Raw genomic sequence first — 18,400 nt, 5'->3', positions numbered from 1 at the left:
GGTGCGCTCATTGCGGGGGTACCTGCCAGAACGTGCCGGGCGCCATCTCGGGCGCGCGGCCGACCAGCTTTTCGCCGCCGATCTCGGCCAGCACACGATAGAGCTTGCCGGCGTCGGCCGCATCCTCGGCGACCGGGCGTCTGGGAATGCCTTCGCGGTAGCGGTTACGCAGTTTTGCCAGTTCCTCGCCTTGCGCGCGGATATCAGGCGCAAGGCGCAGCCACTCGTCGTCGGATCGGGCCAGCAAGTCCTTGGACTGCGCCGAAGCCTTGATGAAGCCGCTGATAGCGTCCGGATGTTCGTTCGCCCATTCGTCATGAAAGACATAGCCGAGCGCCGATACGGCGCCCGAGGCTCCGAGCGCTTTCGCCGCAGCATCGGCGCCGATCAGGCGACGAAAGCCGTTGGCCTCGAGGCGGGCGCAAAAATGCCAGAAATTGAGCACCGCATCGAGCTCGTCCTGCATCGCCTTTTCCGAAATCAGCGGCGGCGCGCCAAAGACGATGTCGCTGGTTGCCGCCAGGTCGAGGTCGTGATCGCGTCTGGCCAGCGCCTGGATCAGCAGCCAGCTTTTGTCGAGCGGTCCGCCGGCGACGCCGAGCTTTTTTCCGCTGAGATCGGTGATCGTGCGGATCGGCGCTCCCTCCTTCACCATGATCGCCCCGACGGCGGTCGAATAGGGGACCAATGTGAGGTCGACGCCTTCGGAGCGCTGGCGCGAGACCCACAGCCAGTCGGAGACGATCATGTCGATCGCACCGGCCAGCAAGGCGACGTTGGTTGCATCCTCGCCGGCGAAATCGACGACCTCCAGATCGATGCCGTTGGCTGTGTCGAACTTGTGGTGCTTCAGCGTGTCAAGCGCCCAGCTCACGGTGCCGAATTTCAGCACACCGATGCGAACCCGGTTCGTGGCGAATGAGGGCTTTGGGACAAGTGCCGCGGCTGTTCCAAGAGCCGCCAGCCGGAGCGTTCCTCGACGCGAAATCATGATGATGTCTCCTCCCGGGGCCATAACGGGCCGGGGCGCCGATCAGATCGCACGGTCTTTGTTCGGCAAAGCGCATTTCCAGCGCTTGACCTTGAGGGTCGGGTGTTCCTGCGACCATTTCGCGATTTCGGTGGGCGCCAGCATCATGCATTGGAACAGAGAGCCGCGGCTCTCGAAATAGAGACGTTCGTCTCGGCAATTGCCCGGATTGGCAATCAGGCAAACCGTCAAGATGAGGTCGACCATATCCATTCAGCACCTCTTGCGCGCTTGAAGACGCCCGCTTTGACGAGTTCCGGCCCGATCCGCGAGCCTGGACAAAATCGCCAACTGCCGGAGTCCCGAGGTGCCCATGGAAAACCGGAATGGTTTGAGGCTACGCGCTCGCCCGATGGCCGTCAATCGCGCCGTTGGTGAAGTTGCCGATCTCCCCCCTTGTGGGGGAGATGCCCGGCAGGGCAGAGGGGGGTGCTGTCCCTCCGACCTGTCGATCAATTACAGCCACACCCTCAGGCTGATTTCCGGTTGGGATGGATAAAGCCGAAAGTTGGCGATCCTTCCCACCCCCCTCTGTCCTGCCGGACATCTCCCCCGCAAGGGGGGAGATTGGATGTCGCTTCGGCTTTCGCCAGCCTTCAACGCTGGAAGGCAGCGCAAACCCGAAGCGACTGCCTTGAACTTGGGTAGCGGTTGACATCGCTCATCGGCCGGGTAGCTTCCAGGATGCAGGCGTTGCAACTCCACAAGGGAGACGTTTTCGCTCTGTATAAAACGATGCATGCCGATGATCAGACAAAGGCATGCGCTAATCGTCCAGGGCACCTTGACGATCAATGAGGAAATGCCATGCGTGCAGTCGCATTTTTCGCCGTCGTGTCCGTTGCGACGTTTATTACAAACCAATCGCAGGCACAGGATGCCGCGGCGGGTGAGAAGGTCTTCGCCAAATGCAAGGCCTGCCACGTCGTCGACGAGGACAAGAACAAGATCGGTCCGTCGTTGAGCGGCGTTATCGGCCGGACGGCCGGCACGCATCCGGGGTTCAAATATTCCAAACCGATGGCCGAGGCGGGTAAATCCGGCGTCAAATGGGACGAAGCCACGCTGACGAATTATCTTCGCGACCCGAAGGGCATGATCAAGGGTACGAAGATGGCGTTTCCCGGCCTCAAGAAGGACGAGGATCTCGCCAACGTCATCGCCTATCTGAAGCAATACTCCAAATAACCCGGTTTTTCCGCAGGAAATAACTTCGCCGGCCGTTCGCAAACTGCGCTCGGCCGGCGCGCCCGCAGTGGTGGCGCCGGTCAAGCGGCGTCTTGCAGCCTGCGCATCGCGGAAGGCAGGTCGAGCAAGCCATCGCAAACCAGGTCGGCGCCAAGCGCTTCAACGGCAATTTGGGTGTAGCCGCCACGCAGCAGGATAGCGGGCATGCCGGCGGCGCGGGCGGCGGCCACGTCGGTGCCGCTGTCTCCGACCATCAGTGCGTCACGAGGCTCGACCTGAAGCTGGTCGAGCGCCAGCAGCAGAGCGTCGGGCGCCGGTTTCAGGCAAGTTACCGCGTCTCCGCCGACGATCGCGCCGAGATGCTCCGTCAGCCCGAAATGCAGCAGGATTTCGCGAGCCGCCAGCTGCGGCTTGTTGGTCACCACGCCCATGGCTATTCCGCTCAAATGGAAGTGGGTGAGAACCTCCCTGACGCCGGGCATCAGTGTCGTCAGGCCGGTCAGATGTCTGCGGTAGATCGGCGCCATGGCACGGTTGGCCTCGTCGAGGGCGCTGCCGAGGAGCGGTGCGCCGGATGCCGCGAAGGCTCGCTCGATCAGTTTCCTGACGCCGCCGCCGATCATCGCCCTGACCTGTTCCAGGCGCAGCGGCGGCAGATCGCGACCGGCCAGCAATTCGTTGACCGCGGCGGTTATATCGGGCGCCGAATCGACCAGCGTGCCGTCGAGATCGAACAGGATCGCCTTCGGCGATCGAAACGGCCTACTCATGCCGACGTTCATGCGGCGTCCTTCCACTTGATCGAGCAGCCGATCGAAGCGATCTGGTCCAGCGGTCCGTCGCCGGTTCGGGCAATCTGCCTCATCGCCTCGAAAAGGTCGCGTCTTAGTCCGGGCGGTCCAGCGTCGCGCCGCGCCGCGTCCAGCCTGCCGCGATATTGCAGCGTCAATTCGCTGTTGAGCCCGAAGAAATCCGGAGTGCAAACGGCTCCATAGGCACGCGCCACCGTCTGGCGCTCGTCGTGGAGGTAGGGGAAAGTGAAGCCGTTCGTCCTGGCGAAGAGCTTCATGTTGTCGAAGGAATCATCCGGGTAGGCGTCGGCATCGTTGGCGTTGATCGCGACAAAGCCGATGCCTTCTGGCTTGAGGTCGTCGGCATCGCGGACGATGCGGGAAATCACCGCCTTCACGTAAGGGCAGTGGTTGCAGATGAAGGCCACCACCAGCCCGTTCGGACCGGCGTGGCTGAAGATCGAATGCGACTTTCCGTCGACACCCGGCAAGACGGCATCGATGGCTTGCCAGCCGAAATCGCAGACGGGTGGGATTGCCCCCATGTTGTGCTCCGATGAAATGGTTTACGCGGCTTTCCGGATCGCGCCGTCGGCTGCCTGCCTGATGGCGCCGATATTGGCGCCGTAGGCCGCCTCGCTGCCGCCCTTGAAGATGGCCGAGCCGGCGACCAGCACATTGGCGCCGGCCGCGGTGACCAGCGGGGCGGTCTCGGGGGTGACGCCGCCGTCGATTTCGATGTCGATCGGGCGATTGCCGATCAGCGCCTTGACCCGCCTGACCTTGTCGACGACCGCCGGAATGAACGCCTGGCCGCCGAAGCCCGGATTGACCGTCATCAGAAGCACCAGATCGAGCCGGTCGAGCACATATTCGATGACGCTTTCCGGCGTCGACGGGTTCAGCGACACGCCGGCCTTCTTGCCGAGATTCCTGATCGCCTGCAGCGAACGGTCGAGATGCGGCCCGGCCTCTGCGTGCACGGTGATGATGTCGCAGCCGGCATCGGCGAAGGCGGCGAGATAGGCGTCGGCCGGCGCGATCATCAGGTGACAGTCGAAGACCTTGTCGGTTCGGTCACGGATCGCCTTGATCACCGGCGGACCGAAGGTGATGTTGGGCACGAAATGACCGTCCATCACGTCGAGATGGATCCAGTCGGCGCCCGCCCGGACGACTGCTTCGACCTCGTCGCCGAGCCGCGAGAAATCCGCAGAAAGCACCGAGGGGGCGATGATTGTCTTGGTACCCATGGTCGTCGGCTCCATTCCGTCTTCGGTTTCCGGTCGCTGCACACCAACCGGCGTCATCGTGTCAGCGCGCCTTCGTCTCCGGTTCGCCTTCGAGCTTGCCTTCCGCGAACACGCGGCTGCCGCGAATATCGGATTCCTCAATGGTGATAAGGTCGGTCTTCGTCAACACCCGGTCGCGCGACGTGAAAAGCCGGTTGGCCTGGCGAAGCCGCGCCCGGTCGAGCCCATTGCGGACCGAGCGAGCGTTGGAGAAATGTGGCAGCCGCATGCGGATCGGCAGGTACTCTTCGAGCGCCTTGGCCGCCGCCTCGCTGAGACGATAATTCTGTTCCGCCAGCATGATCTCGGCGATCGATTTGAGCTCGCCGACGCCGTAGTTGGGAAAGTCGAGGTGGTGGGCGATGCGCGAGCGCATGCCGGGATTGCTGTTGAAGAAGCGGTCCATCTTGTCCTTGTAACCGGCAAGAATCACAACCAGGTCGTCACGGTTGTTTTCCATGCATTGCAGCAGGATCTCGATCGATTCCTGGCCGTAGTCACGTTCGTTCTCGGGCTTGTAGAGATAGTAGGCCTCGTCGATGAAAAGCACCCCACCCATGGCGCGCTTGATCACTTCGCGGGTTTTGGGCGCGGTGTGGCCGACATACTGGCCGACGAGATCGTCTCGCGTCACTGCGACCATGTGGCCCTCGCGGACATAGCCGAGACGATGCAGGATTTCGGCCATCCTGAGCGCCACGGTGGTCTTTCCGGTGCCGGGGTTTCCGGTGAAGTTCATGTGCAGGGTCGGCGCGCCCGAGGTCAGGCCGAACTTGCGGCGAAGCCGGTCGACCAGGAGCAGCGCCGCGATCTCGCGGATGCGGGTCTTGATGGGCTTCAGGCCAACGAGTTCGCGGTCGAGCTTGCCCAGCACCTCATCGATGTTGGACGCCTCGAACTCGGCCTGCAGATCGACCGATTCGTCCGGCGCGGCAGTGCCCTTTGCTATCGCGTCCAGCATGGTTTCGGCTAGCTCCGCTCGCCTTCGGGCCTGTCGGTCGCATAAGGCACGATCGAATAGCCCTGGCTGCGGCCGTCGCGCTCCTGGCGCAGCAGCCGGAACCCGGGTTCGTTGGGCGGCCGGTTGACGATGAACGACATGCGCGGCGCTTCCCAGCCCTTGCTCGAATCGAAGGCGGTGACCCGGACATACATGTTGGGCATGGCTTTCCGGCAATTGTTGACTTCAAGCAGGATGCCCGCCGGGTCCTTCAGGTCGAACATCGGGTTGCCGTACATTTCCCAATAGGTGTTTCGCGGATGCGGATCGTCCGTGTACTCGACGCTGACCGCCCAGTGGTTTTTCAACGCGTATTTGATCTGCGCCGAAATCTGCTCATCGGTCAGGTCGGGCAGGAACGAAAACTGTCCCTGCGTGACCTTGTTTCCCGGATTGGTCATCATGGCGACGGTTCCTTTTGTCTAGAAGCTGGGCGTTGCGGTTGGCACGAAGTCGGCCGTGTCGGTCGATTCGTAGTTGAAGGTGACGTCCTTCCAGGTCTCCAGGGCCGCCTTCAGCGGCGTGCACCATCTGGCCGCCTGTTCGAGGATTTTGGTGCCTTCGCGCAGATAGTCGCGGCCCTCGTTGCGGGCGAGGATCATCGCCTCCAACGCGACGCGATTGGCCGTTGCGCCGGCCTGGATGCCGTCCGGATGGCCGATCGTGCCGCCGCCGAACTGCAGGACGACGTCCTCGCCGAGATAATGGATCAGCTGGTGCATCTGGCCGGCATGGATGCCGCCCGAGGCGACGGGCATCACCTTGTTGAGCGAGGCCCAGTCCTGGTCGAAGAACAGCCCGGTTTCGAGGTTCTGCGGCGTGCGCTCCTCGCGCAGCGTGTCATAGAAACCCTTGATCATCAGCGGGTCGCCTTCCAGCTTGCCGACCACCGTACCGGCATGGATGTGGTCGACGCCGGCCATCCGCATCCATTTGCAGATGACGCGAAAATTCATGCCGTGGTTCTTCTGGCGCGAATAGGTCGAGTTGCCGGCGCGGTGCAGGTGCAGGATCATGTCGTTGCGGCGTGCCCATTTGGCCATCGACTGGATCGCCGTGTAGCCGATGACCAGGTCGATCATGACGATGCAGGAGCCAAGCTGCTTTGCGAATTCGGCGCGCTCGTACATCTCCTCCATCGTGCCGGCGGTGACGTTGAGATAATGGCCCTTGACCTCGCCGGTGGCGGCCGACGCCTTGTTCACGGCCTCCATGCAGTAGAGGAAGCGGTCGCGCCAGTGCATGAACGGCTGCGAGTTGATGTTCTCGTCGTCCTTGACGAAGTCGAGGCCACCCTTCAGCGCCTCGTAGACGACGCGGCCATAGTTGCGGCCTGACAGGCCAAGCTTCGGCTTCGTCGTCGCGCCGAGCAGCGGCCGGCCGAACTTGTCGAGCCGCTCGCGTTCCACCACGATGCCGGTCGCCGGGCCCTGGAAGGTCTTCAGGTAAGCCACCGGGATGCGCATGTCCTCGAGCCGCAAGGCCTTGACTGCCTTGAAGCCGAACACGTTGCCGATGATCGATGCGGTCAGGTTGGCGATTGAGCCCGGCTCGAACAGGTCGAGGTCGTAGGCGATGTAGGCGAAGTACTGCTGCTCGGTCTTGGTGCCGGGACCGGTGTTCGGCACCGGCTCGGATCTGAACGCCTTGGCGCGGTAGAGCTCGCAGGCGGTCAGCCTGTCGGTCCACACCACCGTCCATGTCGCGGTGGAGGATTCACCGGCGATGGCGGCCGCAGCCTCCTCGTGGTCGACGCCTGGCTGCGGCGTGATCCGAAACATGGCGATCAGGTCGGTCTCCTTGGGCCGGTAATCCGGCTCCCAGTAGCCCATTTTCTTGTAGGGGATGACGCCCGACTTGTAGCGTTCCTTGCCTTCCTTGAGCGTGCCAGCTGACGGCATGTCGATCTTGTTCATGACAGGTCTCCTGTTTGCCGCTCAGGCGGCTTTCGCGGTTGCGATTTGCGGGTCGAGTTTTTCCGCGGCATAACGTTTGGCCATCTCGTCCATGGCGATGACCCTGATCTTCGAGGCGTTGCCGGCGGTGCCGAAGCGCTCGAAGCGATCGCGGCAAAGGTCGCGCAGGGCATCCATGGCGGGTTTCAGGAATTTGCGCGGGTCGAATTCGCGCGGGTCCTCCGTCGCGACGCGGCGGAACTGCCCGGCCATGGCCATGCGGCAATCGGTGTCGATGTTGACCTTGCGCACGCCGTAACGGATGCCGCGCTCGATCTCCTCGACCGGAACGCCAAAGGTCTGGGGCATCTCGCCGCCATATCGGTTGATGACGTCCTGCAGTTCCTGCGGTACCGAGGAAGAGCCATGCATGACCAGATGCGTGTTGGGCAGCTTTTCGTGGATCGCCTCGATCACCTGCATGGCGAGGATGCCGCCGTCGGGCTTGCGGCTGAATTTGTAGGCGCCGTGCGAAGTGCCGCAGGCGATCGCCAGCGCGTCGACCCGGGTGGCGGTGACGAAGTCGACCGCCTGATCGGGATCGGTCAAAAGCTGGTCGTGGGAAAGCGCGCCTTCGGCGCCATGCCCGTCCTCGGCCTCGCCCTGGCCGGTTTCCAGCGAGCCGAGCACGCCGAGCTCGCCTTCGACGGAAGCGCCGACCCAATGCGCCATGCGTGCGACACGTTCGGTGATGGCGACGTTGTAGTCGTAGCTCGCCGGCGTCTTGGCGTCCGCCATCAACGAGCCGTCCATCATCACCGAGGTGAAGCCGTGGCGGATCGCCGAAAGGCAGGTGGTTTCGTTGTTGCCGTGGTCCTGATGGATGCAGAGCGGAATGGCCGGATGCATTTCGGTCAACGCCTCCATCATCTTGGCCAGCATGATGTCGTTGGCATAGGAGCGGGCGCCGCGCGAGGCCTGGATGATGACCGGTGCGTCGCAGGCCCTGGCCGCCTCCATGATGGCAAGGCCCTGCTCCATGTTGTTGATGTTGAATGCCGGAACGCCATAGCCGTGCTCGGCGGCATGGTCGAGAAGCTGGCGAAGGGTGATGCGGGCCATTTTGGGGTCCTTCCTAGATGATGAGCTTCAGCGCCGCTGCGGCGACGGCTTCGGGCGTGATGTCAAAATGCCGGTAGAGATCCGGGGCAGGGGCGCTGGCGCCGAAACCGGCCATGCCGACGAAAGCACCGGTGTCGCCGATCCAGCGGTCCCAGCCGAGCCGTGCTGCGGCTTCGACGGCGACGCGCGGCGCCGAGCCGAGGACCGCCTTGCGGGTGTCGGCATCCTGTTCCTCGAACAGCTCCCAGCACGGCATCGAGACGACGGCGGCGGCGATGCCGTGCTCGGTCTCCAGCCGTTCGGCGGCGGCAACGGCGATCTCGACCTCCGAGCCGGTGGCGATCAGCGTCACGGCGCGGTGCCCGGCCGGCTCGCGCAGGACATAGGCGCCCCGGCTGGACAGGTTCTCTTCGCTATCTGTGTGGCGCAGCATCGGCAGGTTCTGCCGCGAGAGCACCAGCACGCTCGGCCGGTTCTTGCTCTTCAGCGCCAGTTCCCAGCACTCCGCCGTTTCGATGATGTCGGCCGGACGGAAGACGTTGAGGTTGGGCGTTGCCCGCAGCATCGCCAGGTGCTCGATCGGCTGATGGGTCGGGCCGTCCTCGCCGAGACCGATGGAATCATGGGTCATCACATAGATGACGCGCTGGCCCATCAGCGCCGAGAGCCGCATCGCGCCGCGGGCATAGTCGGCGAAGCACAGGAATGTGCCGCCATAAGGCACGAAGCCGCCATGCAGCGCGATGCCGTTCATGGCCGCGGCCATGCCATGCTCGCGGATGCCGTAGTGGATGTAGCGGCCGGCATAGGCACCAGGCGCTATGCGAGCCATGCCCTTGGTGATCGTCAGGTTCGAGTGCGTCAGATCGGCGGAGCCGCCGACGGTCAGCTCGGTTGCGGCGTTGATGGCGCCGAGCGCCATTTCGGAGGCTTTTCGCGTTGCGACCTTGGTCGCCTTCTCGACATGCTCCTTGCGGAAAGCGCCGAGCGCTTCGAAGACCGCGTCGGGCAGGGTGCCGGCGACCGCACTCTCGAAGGCCTGGCGCTGCGGCGAGGCGGCAAACCGCTGCTCCCAGGCGTGCCGCGCCGCTTGCCCGCGCTCGGCAATTTCGCGCCAGGCGAACAGGATGTCGTCCGGCACCTCGAACGGCGCGCAGGCCCAGCCGATGTTCTCGCGCGTCGCGGCGATCTCGGCATCGCCCAGCGGCGCGCCGTGCGTCTTTTCCGAGCCGCCCAGGTTGGGCGCGCCCTTGCCGATCACCGTTCGGCAGGCGATCAGTGACGGCCGGTCCGACTGCTGCGCCGCTTCGATTGCCGCAGCGACGGCTTCCGTGTCGTGGCCGTCCACCGACTGCACATGCCATCCGGCGGCTTCGAACCGTGCCGGCTGGTCCATCGATGTCGACAGCGACGTCGGTCCGTCGATCGAGATCGCATTGTCGTCCCAGAAGACGATCAGCCGGGCGAGCTTCAGGTGACCGGCAAGGTCGATCGCCTCGTGGCTGATGCCTTCCTGCAGGCAGCCGTCGCCGGCGATCGCGTAGGTGAAATGATCGACGAGATCGGCGCCGTGGCGGGCAGCCAGCATGCGCTCGGCCAGCGCCATGCCGACGGCGGTCGAGATGCCTTGTCCGAGCGGACCGGTCGTCGTCTCGATGCCAAGCGCATGGCCATATTCGGGATGTCCGGCGGTGCGGCTGCCCAGCTGGCGAAACCGCTGCAATTGCTCGATCGGCATGTCTTCGTAGCCGAGCAGGTAGTGCAGCGCATATTGCAGCATCGAGCCGTGCCCGGCCGAAAGCACGAAGCGGTCGCGATCGGGCCAGTTGGGCGCCGACGGATCGATGTTGATGAAGCGGCTGAACAGCACCGTCGCGACATCGGCCATGCCCATCGGCATGCCCGGATGGCCGGAATTGGCCTTTTGGACGCTGTCCATCGCCAATGCACGAATGGCGTTCGCCATGTCGCGCTCCGAGACGGCGGCGACGGGCTTCAGGGCTGCTGCTTGGCTGTTCATGGCGTCCTCCTCACGACACACGGTTCTTGCGTTCGATCAATTGCAGGATGAGCGGCGTCAGGATCAGCTGCATGGCAAGATCGAGCTTGTTGCCTGGCACCACTATGGAATTCGGCCGCGACATGAACGAGTCGTGGATCATCGAAAGCAGGTAGGGGAAATCGATGCCGCGGGGATTGGCGAAGCGGATGACCAGCATCGATTCGTCGGGCGTAGGGATCCAGCGCGCGATGAACGGGTTGGACGTGTCGACGATCGGCACACGCTGGAAGTTGATGGCGGTCTGCGAGAATTGCGGGACGATGTAGCGGACATAGTCCGGCATGCGGCGCAGGATGACGTCCATCACCGCCTCGGTGGAATAGCCGCGTGTTGCCCGGTCGCGATGGATCTTCTGGATCCATTCGAGATTGATGACCGGCACCACGCCGATCCTGAGGTCGGCATGCCGGGCCAGGTCTATCTTGTCGGTGACGACGCAGCCGTGCAGGCCCTCGTAGAAGAGCAGGTCGCTCGGCGGGAATTCGCGCCATTCGGTAAATTGTCCGGGCGGCGTGCCGTACTGCTTCTCCTCGTCCTCGTCATGGATGTAGGTGCGGGTCTTTCCGGTTCCACGGCGGCCATATTCCTCAAACACCTCTTCGAGGATTGCGAGTTCGTTGGCCTCGGCATGGAAGTGGGTGAAGTTCGGATTGCCCGCCTTCTCCTCCTCGGCCACCTTGACCTTCATCGTGGCGCGGTCGTAGCGGTGAAAGGCATCGCCTTCGATGAAGGCGGCGTCGATGTTCTCGCGCCGGAAGATGAGCTCGAAGATGCGCTTGACCGAGGTGGTGCCGGCGCCCGACGACCCGGTGATGGTGATGATGGGGTGCTTTGCCGACATGATGTTCAGGCCCTGAACAGGCCGCGGCGGCTGAACAGCGGCGCACGCTCGCCGATCGCGCTGGGCTCGGTGTGGTAGCGGGTGATGCGTGCGACCTCGCGCGCCGATCCGAACACCACGGGCACGCGCTGGTGCAGGCCCTCGGGCTCGATTTCGAGGATGCGGGTGATGGTGTCGGTGGCGGCGCCGCCTGCCTGTTCGATGAGATAGGCGATCGGGTTGGCCTCATAGACGAGGCGCAGCCGTCCCTGGCGGTAACCCTTGCGCTTGTCGCCTGGATACAGGAAGACGCCGCCGCGCATCAATATGCGGTAGCAGTCGGCGACGAGGGAGGCGATCCAGCGCATGTTGAAGTCCTTTCCGCGTGGGCCTTCAGTACCTTCGAGGCAGTCGTCGATGTAGAGCCGCACCGCCTCGTCCCAATGCCGGTAGTTGGCGGCGTTGATGGCGAACTCCTGGGTACGCTGCGGGATAATCCGGCTCTCGTAGGCCTGGACGAAGGTGCCGAGCCTGGTCGAGAGAACGAAGACATGCGTGCCGCTGCCGAGCGACAGGACCAGCGCCAGCTGCGGCCCGTAGATGAAGAAACCGGCGCCCAGCTGCTTCACGCCCGGCTGCAAAAAAGAGGCGGCCGGATTTTCGTCCGGCGCGCCAGTTGCAGGGAGGAGCGAGAAGATCGTTCCGATCGACACGTTGGTGTCGATGTTGGAAGAGCCGTCGAGCGGGTCGATGGCGATGGCGAGAGGCGCCTGGCTGTCGAGCAGGACCGGCTGCTCCAGTTCCTCGGAGGCGTAGAGCGCGACCGGAGCGTGGCGCATGGCGTCGAGGAAGATGTCGTCGGCGAAGATGTCGAGATCCTTCTGGATGTCGCCGTCGGCATTGGCGCTGCGGGTCCCGGCAAAGGCGGTGCCGAGCACCCCCTGATTGATGGTGTTGCGGACCTTGGTGGCGGCCTGCGTCAGCTGACGAACGGTCGCGACGACTGCCGAACGCAGTTCGTCGGGTGGGCCGAGATAGGAATTCAGAAATGCGTCGAGCGTTGCCGCTGGCATCGTAACCTCCCGATCCAGCCGCAACTCCTCCGGCCGGATTGGGGGATGAGAACAAACTGCCATGGATAAGTAAAATTCAATAACTTTACTTTCGCACTAAAAAAAATTTAGTATGGCGCATGAGAAACCTCACGCTCAAGCAGTTCAAGACCGTTCAGGCCATCATCAGCCATGGAAAAATTGTTAGCGCGGCCAAGGTGTTAGGCTTGTCTCCTCCAGCAGTGACGATCCAGTTGCGGCAGGTCGAGGAGGAGTTCCAGCTGGCCTTGTTCGACCGGACGTCGGACGGCATGCGTCCGACTGCCGCAGGTCTGGCCTTCGTCGAGACGGCGCAGGCGATCGAGGAGCGGCTTCGCCTGCTCGAAGACAAGATGGATGCGATCAAGGGCGTGCGTATCGGCAGCTTGCGGCTCGGCGTCGTTTCCACCGCCAAATATTTCGCGCCGCGGCTGATGGCCGGCTTCATGAAGGAACATCCCGACATCGACATGCGGCTCGCCATCGGCAACCGCGCCGAAACCATCAACAGTCTGAAGAACCACGACATCGACATCGCGCTGATGGGACGCCCGGCGAGGGAAGTCCCGGTGCGTGCCTCGGTCTTCGGCGATCACCCGCTGGTCATCATCGCGCCGCCCGACCACCCGCTGGCCTCGGTACGCGAGATATCCAAGGAGCGGATCGCCGAAGAGCATTTCCTCATCCGCGAGCCCGGCTCCGGCACGCGCATCTCGCTGGAAATATTCCTCAGCGACGTGCCCGGCCGCATCGACGATCTCGGCGTCGAGATGGGCTCGAACGAGACGATCAAGCAGGCGGTGATGGCCGGGCTCGGCATTGCCTTCATCTCTGCCCACACCATCGCCGCCGAAACCGAAGCCGGCCGGCTGGTCATCCTCGACGTCGTCGGCATGCCGATCCGCCGGCAATGGTTTTCGGTGATGCGCAGCGATCACGCCATCTCGCCGGCGATGGCGACGTTCCACGATTTCCTGATGCGCAAGGGCGCGATGTACCTGCCCCTGTTCGGCAAGCTCTATCCGCACGAGGGACCGAACACAGGAGGTCGCGCCTGAATTGAGGGCGGAATGCGTCGCTGGCAGCTACCTGCCAGGGCGGCTAGTTCGATTTGCCGAGAGCTTTCAGGACAAAGCGAATCTGCGTGCGCAGGCCCGCTTCGGTGTCTTCGCCGTGTTGAACGCAGTGCTCGATCAGAATCGGGTGGAAGAACGGCGTGAACGCGGCGTTGACCGCACGCGCCGCTTCTGCCGGGTCCTCGACCTTGAGTTCGCCCGCCTCGGTCCCCTCACGAATGATCGCCTCAAGGATTTCCAACATTCGCTCGACATGCGCCTTGATGACCGCCCGATTCTCGCGCAGGGCGGCGACGATCAAGTCGTGCATGCTTCTTTCCTTGATCAATTTCGACTTGTTGTGCTGGTGAACGGCGGTCAGGAGCCGGTCGAGTTTCTCCAAGGCCGGCGCGTTGGTGCGTGCGATCGCAACGGCGATGTCCGCGACCTCGTTCACGACCTGCCTGCAGATGGATTCGTTGATTGCATCCCTGGAGGAAAAGAAACGGTAGACGTTCGCCCGGCTCATGCCGAGTTCGGAGGCGATGTCGGCTACCGACGTCTTATGGTAGCCGATGCGGCGAAAATGCGCCTCTGCCACCTCCAGGATGCGAGCGCGCACCTCGTCGGGATCCGTTCGCGTTCCGACCGGATGATTCATCGATGTCTCCAGAGCTGATGATGGATCTGCCGGGCTCGCCCTGAACGATCATTTTGCAAGCGTAAGGTCGTGCGACTGGCCCTGCGTATATTCAGGCAAAGCCAGCGCCGAAATCTTGATCCGCCTGCTCGACAACAGGGCCCTATTCAGCAGCAATTGCTGTTTGCTTTTCCAATTCATTCGACGAGCCGGATGGTTCCTCATGGACGTCGTCTGCAGTTGGCTTGATCCGGAACCATGCGGCATAGAGCGCGGGAAGGAAGAGCAGGATCAGCACCGTGCCGACCGCCGTGCCGCCGATCAGCGTATAGGCCATCGATCCCCAGAAGACGGAGTGCGTGAGCGGGATGAACGCCAGCACGGCGGCGAGTGCCGTCAGGATCACGGGCCTGGTGCGTTGCACCGTCGCCTCGATGACGGCGTGATAGTCGTCAAGGCCGGCAGCTCGGTTCTCCTTGATCTGTTCGGTCAGGATCAGCGTGTTGCGCATCAGGATGCCGGCCAGTCCTATCATGCCCAGAATGGCGTTGAATCCGAAGGGCTGGTTGAAGGTGAGCAGCATCGGCACGACGCCGACGAGACCAAGCGGCGCCGTCAGCATCACCATGGCCATCGTCGAGAAGGATCGCACCTGCAGCATGATAACAATCAGCATGGCGGCGATCATTGCCGGAAAGACTTTGCCCAGTGCGGTGTTGGCCTTTTCAGCCTCCTCGATCGATCCGCCCAGTTCGATGCGATAGCCGGCCGGAAGGGATGCGATCAGCGGCTGAAGGGCCTTCGCGATCTCCTTGGAAACCTCTGGAGGCTGAGTCGCTTCGTTGATATCCGAGCGGATCGTGATGACAGGCGTGCGATCACGGCGCTTCATGATCGGCTCTTCCAGACGGATTTCCGAATGGCCGATCTGGTCGAGCGGAATCGGGCGACCGTCCCGGGTCATCAGTGAGAAATCCGCCAAACGTGTCGGATCCAGCCGCTCGCCGCCGGCGCTGCGTGCGACGATGGGGACGTTGCGGATCTCCTCGCGAACCTGCGTAACGGGGATGCCGGTGAGCAATAACTGGAGTTGCTGGCCCACCTCCGCCGGCGACAGGCCGATGAGGTTCAGTCGATCCTGATCCGGGACGAAGCGGAGCACGGGTGTGCGATTGCCCCAATCGCGGTTGGCCTGACGCACGTCCGGGACGCCCCGCATGATGTCGAGGGTCTTCTCGGATATGCTGTAGAGCTGCGCGGGATCAGGTCCGATAATCCGGAACTCGACCGGGAACGGCGTGTAGGGGCCGAACACGAGTTGCGTGACGCGGACATTGGCCTCGGGTGCAAGCCCCTCTGCCACCGCCTCGCGAAGGCGGTGCTTCAACACCTCACGCGCCTCGGCGTCCTGGGTCAGCACGACGATCTTGGCGAAGGCAGGATCAGGCAACTCCGGCGCCATTGCGAAAAAGAAGCGGGGTGCGCCCTGACCGACATAGCTCGTGACGATCTTGGCCTCGGCCTGGTCGTCCAGCCAGCCTTCGAGCTTCTCGACCGTAGCGGTCGTCGTCTCGATGCTGGTGCCTTCCGGCAGGCGAACCTCCACCAGCACTTCGGGTCGGTCGGATGTCGGAAAGAACTGCTGTTTGAGAGACCCCATGCCGACAACGGAAAGCACGAAGGCGATAGCGACGATACCGGAGATTGCGAATTTGTGGCGCACGGCAAACGTGATGAGCCGCCGCAAGCGCCGATAGTTCGGCGTGTCGTAAATCGCTTGGTGACCGCCTTCGACCGGTTTGATGTCGGGCAGCATCTTGACGCCGAGGTAAGGTGTGAAGACCACCGCGACGATCCAGGAGACGATGAGGGCGAACCCTACGACCCAGAAGATGTTGCCGGCATACTCGCCGGCCGTCGAGCGCGCGAAGCCCACCGGCAGGAACCCGGCGATCGTCACGAGCGTCCCGGACAGCATCGGCGCCGCAGTGTGGCTCCACGCATAGGCCGCCGCCTTGATGCGGTCCATGCCTTCTTCCATCTTCACCACCATCACCTCGATGGCAATGATGGCGTCGTCGACGAGAAGACCGAGCGCCAGGATGAGGGCACCGAGCGTGATGCGGTCGAAGAACCGGCCGGTCTCCAGCATGATGAGGAACACGACGGCAAGCGTCAGAGGGACGGCAGCCGCCACCACGATGCCGACGCGCCAGCCGAGGCTCAACAGGCTCACCAAGAGCACCACACCGAGCGCCATCGCAAACTTCATCATGAATTCGTCGACCGCAGAGGTTATGTTGACGGCCTGGTCGGTCACCTTGTCGAGCGTCATCCCGAGCGGCAGCGTCTGTGCGATGGCCGCCGTCCTGTCCTCCAGCGCCTTGCCGAGCGCGAGACCATCCCAGCCCTCCTGCATGACAGCCGCGAGCATGATGGTGGGCTCACCCTGACGTCGGATGAGGTAGGTGGGAGGATCTTCATAGCCGCGCCGGACTTCGGCGATATCGGAGAGCTTCAGCGTCCGCCCCGCAGCGGCAATCGGCGTGTCGGCGATCGCCTGAACGCTGTCGTAAGCGCCGTCGACCCGGATGAAAACCCGCGGCCCCTTTGTGTCGATCGAGCCTGCCGGCGTGAGGGTGTTCTGCCGCTGCAAGGCGGCGACGATGTCCTGCGCCGATACGCCGAGGGTAGCCAGCTTGGCGTAGGAAAATTCGACGAATATCTGTTCGGGACGTTCACCGAGGATGTTGATCTTCTTGACGCCGGGCACGTGCAGGAGGTCCTGGCGGATCGCCTCGGCCTGCCTCGCCAGCTCACGCATCGGCATGCCCTTCGCCTTCAGCGCATAAAGGGCGAAGCTCACATCCGAATATTCGTCGTTGACGAAGGGCCCGAAGACGCCGGACGGCAGGTTGCGGGCTTCATCCCCAAGCTTCTTGCGGGCCTGGTAGAACTCCTCCTGCACGACAGATGGCGGTGTGCTGTCCTTCAGCGTGACCATCATATACGCGTAACCCGGCCGTGTGGTCGTCTCGACCCGGTCGTACCAGGTCAGTTCCTGAAGCCGCTTCTCCAACGGTTCGGCGACGAGGTCCTGCATCTCGCGCGCCGTCGCGCCCGGCCATGCCGTCGTGACCGTCAGGGTCTTGATGGTGAAGTTGGGGTCCTCCGCCCGCCCGAGCATGACGAAAGCGTAGGCGCCGGCGGCGACCAGCAGGAGGATGAAGAACAGCGTGACGGCGCGTTCACGAACGGCGATCGCGGAAAGATTGAGGTTCATTATCAGTTGCCCCTGATTTCGGACCCAGTCCTGACGCGAGCGCCCTCCTGCAGGAGATGGGCGCCGAGCGAAACAATCGGATCGCTGGAGTTCAGTCCGGAGACCATAGCGGTTTCGCTGGTCACACGAACAAGCTTGACGGGCTGAAACTTTACGGTCGAGGTGGCGTTGTCCAGGACCCAAACGCCTGTCTTCTCGCCGTCATCGAGCACGGCTCCCAGCGGCACCTGGACTTCCCGCTGGCGTGCCTGGCCCGCAAGCCGAATGGTTACCGTCGCGCCAAGCGGTGCTGCCGCGGCCTCACCGTCGAGCACATAACGGGCCTCATAGGTACGGGTCCGGGCATCGGCGGAGTTCGACAATTGCCGCAGACGTGCCGTATAACGACGGCCATCGCCGCCATACACGCTGGCCTCGGCCGCCGACCCAATCGCCGGCCGGATCGTTTCGGGAAGCGCAACCACCGCTTCGCGGGAGCCGGCCTTGGCGATCCGGACCACTGTCTGGCCGGCGGAGACGACCTGTCCCGGCTCGCCAAGCGTTTCGACCACCGTTCCATCCGCGTCCGCCCGCAGGACCGCGTAGATCGCTTCGTTCTCGGCGACCCGTGCTTCGGCTTCGGCGGCGGCGAGTTGCGCCTCGGCCGTATCGACCGCGGCCTTCGCCTGCTCGTAGCGCTGTCGGGGGACCCATCCATCCCTGAGCAAACTGGCGTATCGCCGTTCATCCGGTTCCGTCTGAACGACTGTTGCGCGCGCTGCGGCAACGGCGTTGCGCTTCGCCGTGAGCGCGAGGCGAAGGTCGGTGTCGTCGATGCGCATCAGTGGCTGACCAGCTTTGACCTCCTGACCCACATCCACGAGCCGCTCCACGATTTTGCCGGGGACGCGAAAGCCGAGATCGCTCTGCACCCTCGCTCCGACAATACCGGTAAAGCCGCGTTCGGATCCGGTCACCGGCGCTGCCGTCACCAGTCTGACGATCGGCGGTTCCTGCCTCGGGTCGCCTACGGCGGAGGCTCCCTGCGTAGGAATGGCAAGTGTGGCAAATGCCGCCGCTCCTGACATCGCGATCAGCACGCCCCCCAGCACAACAGCGGGTCTCTTTTTCACGTTCGTCGCCTCTCAAGAA

At 63.4% G+C, this 18,400-nt stretch carries 17 protein-coding genes; 2 read left to right on the top strand and 15 right to left on the bottom strand.

All coding sequences use genetic code 11. The features are described 5' to 3' along the window. Positions 1 to 7: 7 nt before the first annotated feature. Entirely contained in the window at positions 8 to 991 is a 984-nt protein-coding gene (locus AC0L2R_RS19825; protein WP_473510977.1) for an ABC transporter substrate-binding protein, read from the bottom strand. A gap of 42 nt (positions 992 to 1,033) precedes the next feature. After that, positions 1,034 to 1,243, bottom strand: coding sequence for a hypothetical protein (locus AC0L2R_RS19820; protein WP_473510975.1), 210 nt, complete (start codon positions 1,241 to 1,243; stop codon positions 1,034 to 1,036). 594 nt (positions 1,244 to 1,837) lie between these two features. Here AC0L2R_RS19820 and AC0L2R_RS19815 point away from each other — a divergent pair. Next, positions 1,838 to 2,218: a c-type cytochrome gene (locus tag AC0L2R_RS19815; protein ID WP_027151302.1), complete on the top strand. Its 381-nt coding sequence runs from the start codon at positions 1,838 to 1,840 to the stop codon at positions 2,216 to 2,218. An 80-nt stretch (positions 2,219 to 2,298) separates the two neighbouring features. Here AC0L2R_RS19815 and gph read toward each other — a convergent pair whose 3' ends face one another. The 10 genes from gph to AC0L2R_RS19765 form a co-directional block, all read right to left on the bottom strand. Next, positions 2,299 to 2,988: a phosphoglycolate phosphatase gene (gph, locus tag AC0L2R_RS19810; protein WP_473510973.1), complete on the bottom strand. Its 690-nt coding sequence runs from the start codon at positions 2,986 to 2,988 to the stop codon at positions 2,299 to 2,301. Positions 2,989 to 2,996: 8 nt separating this feature from the next. Continuing rightward, positions 2,997 to 3,554, bottom strand: coding sequence for a thioredoxin family protein (locus AC0L2R_RS19805; protein WP_027151304.1), 558 nt, complete (start codon positions 3,552 to 3,554; stop codon positions 2,997 to 2,999). A 21-nt stretch (positions 3,555 to 3,575) separates the two neighbouring features. Then, complete coding sequence (rpe, locus tag AC0L2R_RS19800; RefSeq protein ID WP_473510971.1) at positions 3,576 to 4,262, bottom strand: ribulose-phosphate 3-epimerase; 687 nt, start codon at positions 4,260 to 4,262, stop codon at positions 3,576 to 3,578. Positions 4,263 to 4,323: 61 nt separating this feature from the next. Beyond that, on the bottom strand, positions 4,324 to 5,262 hold the full coding sequence (gene cbbX, locus AC0L2R_RS19795) for a CbbX protein (RefSeq protein WP_473510969.1): 939 nt from the start codon (positions 5,260 to 5,262) through the stop codon (positions 4,324 to 4,326). Positions 5,263 to 5,270: 8 nt separating this feature from the next. Then, positions 5,271 to 5,705: a ribulose bisphosphate carboxylase small subunit gene (locus AC0L2R_RS19790; RefSeq protein ID WP_023797690.1), complete on the bottom strand. Its 435-nt coding sequence runs from the start codon at positions 5,703 to 5,705 to the stop codon at positions 5,271 to 5,273. Between the two features lie 18 nt (positions 5,706 to 5,723). Continuing rightward, positions 5,724 to 7,217, bottom strand: coding sequence for a ribulose-bisphosphate carboxylase large subunit (locus AC0L2R_RS19785; RefSeq protein WP_023797691.1), 1,494 nt, complete (start codon positions 7,215 to 7,217; stop codon positions 5,724 to 5,726). Positions 7,218 to 7,238: 21 nt separating this feature from the next. Beyond that, on the bottom strand, positions 7,239 to 8,318 hold the full coding sequence (gene fba, locus AC0L2R_RS19780; RefSeq protein WP_473510968.1) for a class II fructose-bisphosphate aldolase: 1,080 nt from the start codon (positions 8,316 to 8,318) through the stop codon (positions 7,239 to 7,241). A 13-nt stretch (positions 8,319 to 8,331) separates the two neighbouring features. Next, positions 8,332 to 10,338, bottom strand: coding sequence for a transketolase (gene tkt, locus AC0L2R_RS19775; protein WP_473510967.1), 2,007 nt, complete (start codon positions 10,336 to 10,338; stop codon positions 8,332 to 8,334). Positions 10,339 to 10,348: 10 nt separating this feature from the next. Next, on the bottom strand, positions 10,349 to 11,221 hold the full coding sequence (locus tag AC0L2R_RS19770; protein WP_023797694.1) for a phosphoribulokinase: 873 nt from the start codon (positions 11,219 to 11,221) through the stop codon (positions 10,349 to 10,351). A 5-nt stretch (positions 11,222 to 11,226) separates the two neighbouring features. Beyond that, positions 11,227 to 12,273: a class 1 fructose-bisphosphatase gene (locus tag AC0L2R_RS19765; RefSeq protein WP_023797695.1), complete on the bottom strand. Its 1,047-nt coding sequence runs from the start codon at positions 12,271 to 12,273 to the stop codon at positions 11,227 to 11,229. Positions 12,274 to 12,392: 119 nt separating this feature from the next. Here AC0L2R_RS19765 and AC0L2R_RS19760 point away from each other — a divergent pair, with 119 nt between their 5' ends. Further along, positions 12,393 to 13,349: a LysR family transcriptional regulator gene (locus tag AC0L2R_RS19760; RefSeq protein ID WP_473510966.1), complete on the top strand. Its 957-nt coding sequence runs from the start codon at positions 12,393 to 12,395 to the stop codon at positions 13,347 to 13,349. 43 nt (positions 13,350 to 13,392) lie between these two features. Here AC0L2R_RS19760 and AC0L2R_RS19755 read toward each other — a convergent pair whose 3' ends face one another. The 3 genes from AC0L2R_RS19755 to AC0L2R_RS19745 form a co-directional block, all read right to left on the bottom strand. Next, on the bottom strand, positions 13,393 to 13,947 hold the full coding sequence (locus AC0L2R_RS19755) for a TetR/AcrR family transcriptional regulator (RefSeq protein WP_473510964.1): 555 nt from the start codon (positions 13,945 to 13,947) through the stop codon (positions 13,393 to 13,395). Positions 13,948 to 14,149: 202 nt separating this feature from the next. Beyond that, positions 14,150 to 17,269: an efflux RND transporter permease subunit gene (locus AC0L2R_RS19750; protein WP_473510963.1), complete on the bottom strand. Its 3,120-nt coding sequence runs from the start codon at positions 17,267 to 17,269 to the stop codon at positions 14,150 to 14,152. 2 nt (positions 17,270 to 17,271) lie between these two features. Beyond that, positions 17,272 to 18,381, bottom strand: a complete 1,110-nt coding sequence (locus AC0L2R_RS19745) for an efflux RND transporter periplasmic adaptor subunit (RefSeq protein WP_473510961.1) — start codon at positions 18,379 to 18,381, stop codon at positions 17,272 to 17,274. Between the last annotated feature and the right edge of the window lie 19 nt (positions 18,382 to 18,400).

It is taken from the genome of Mesorhizobium sp. WSM4820, assembly GCF_055811075.1.
The sequence above is the reverse complement of the archived record's forward strand: the minus strand, read 5'-3'. Positions and strand labels throughout refer to the sequence as shown.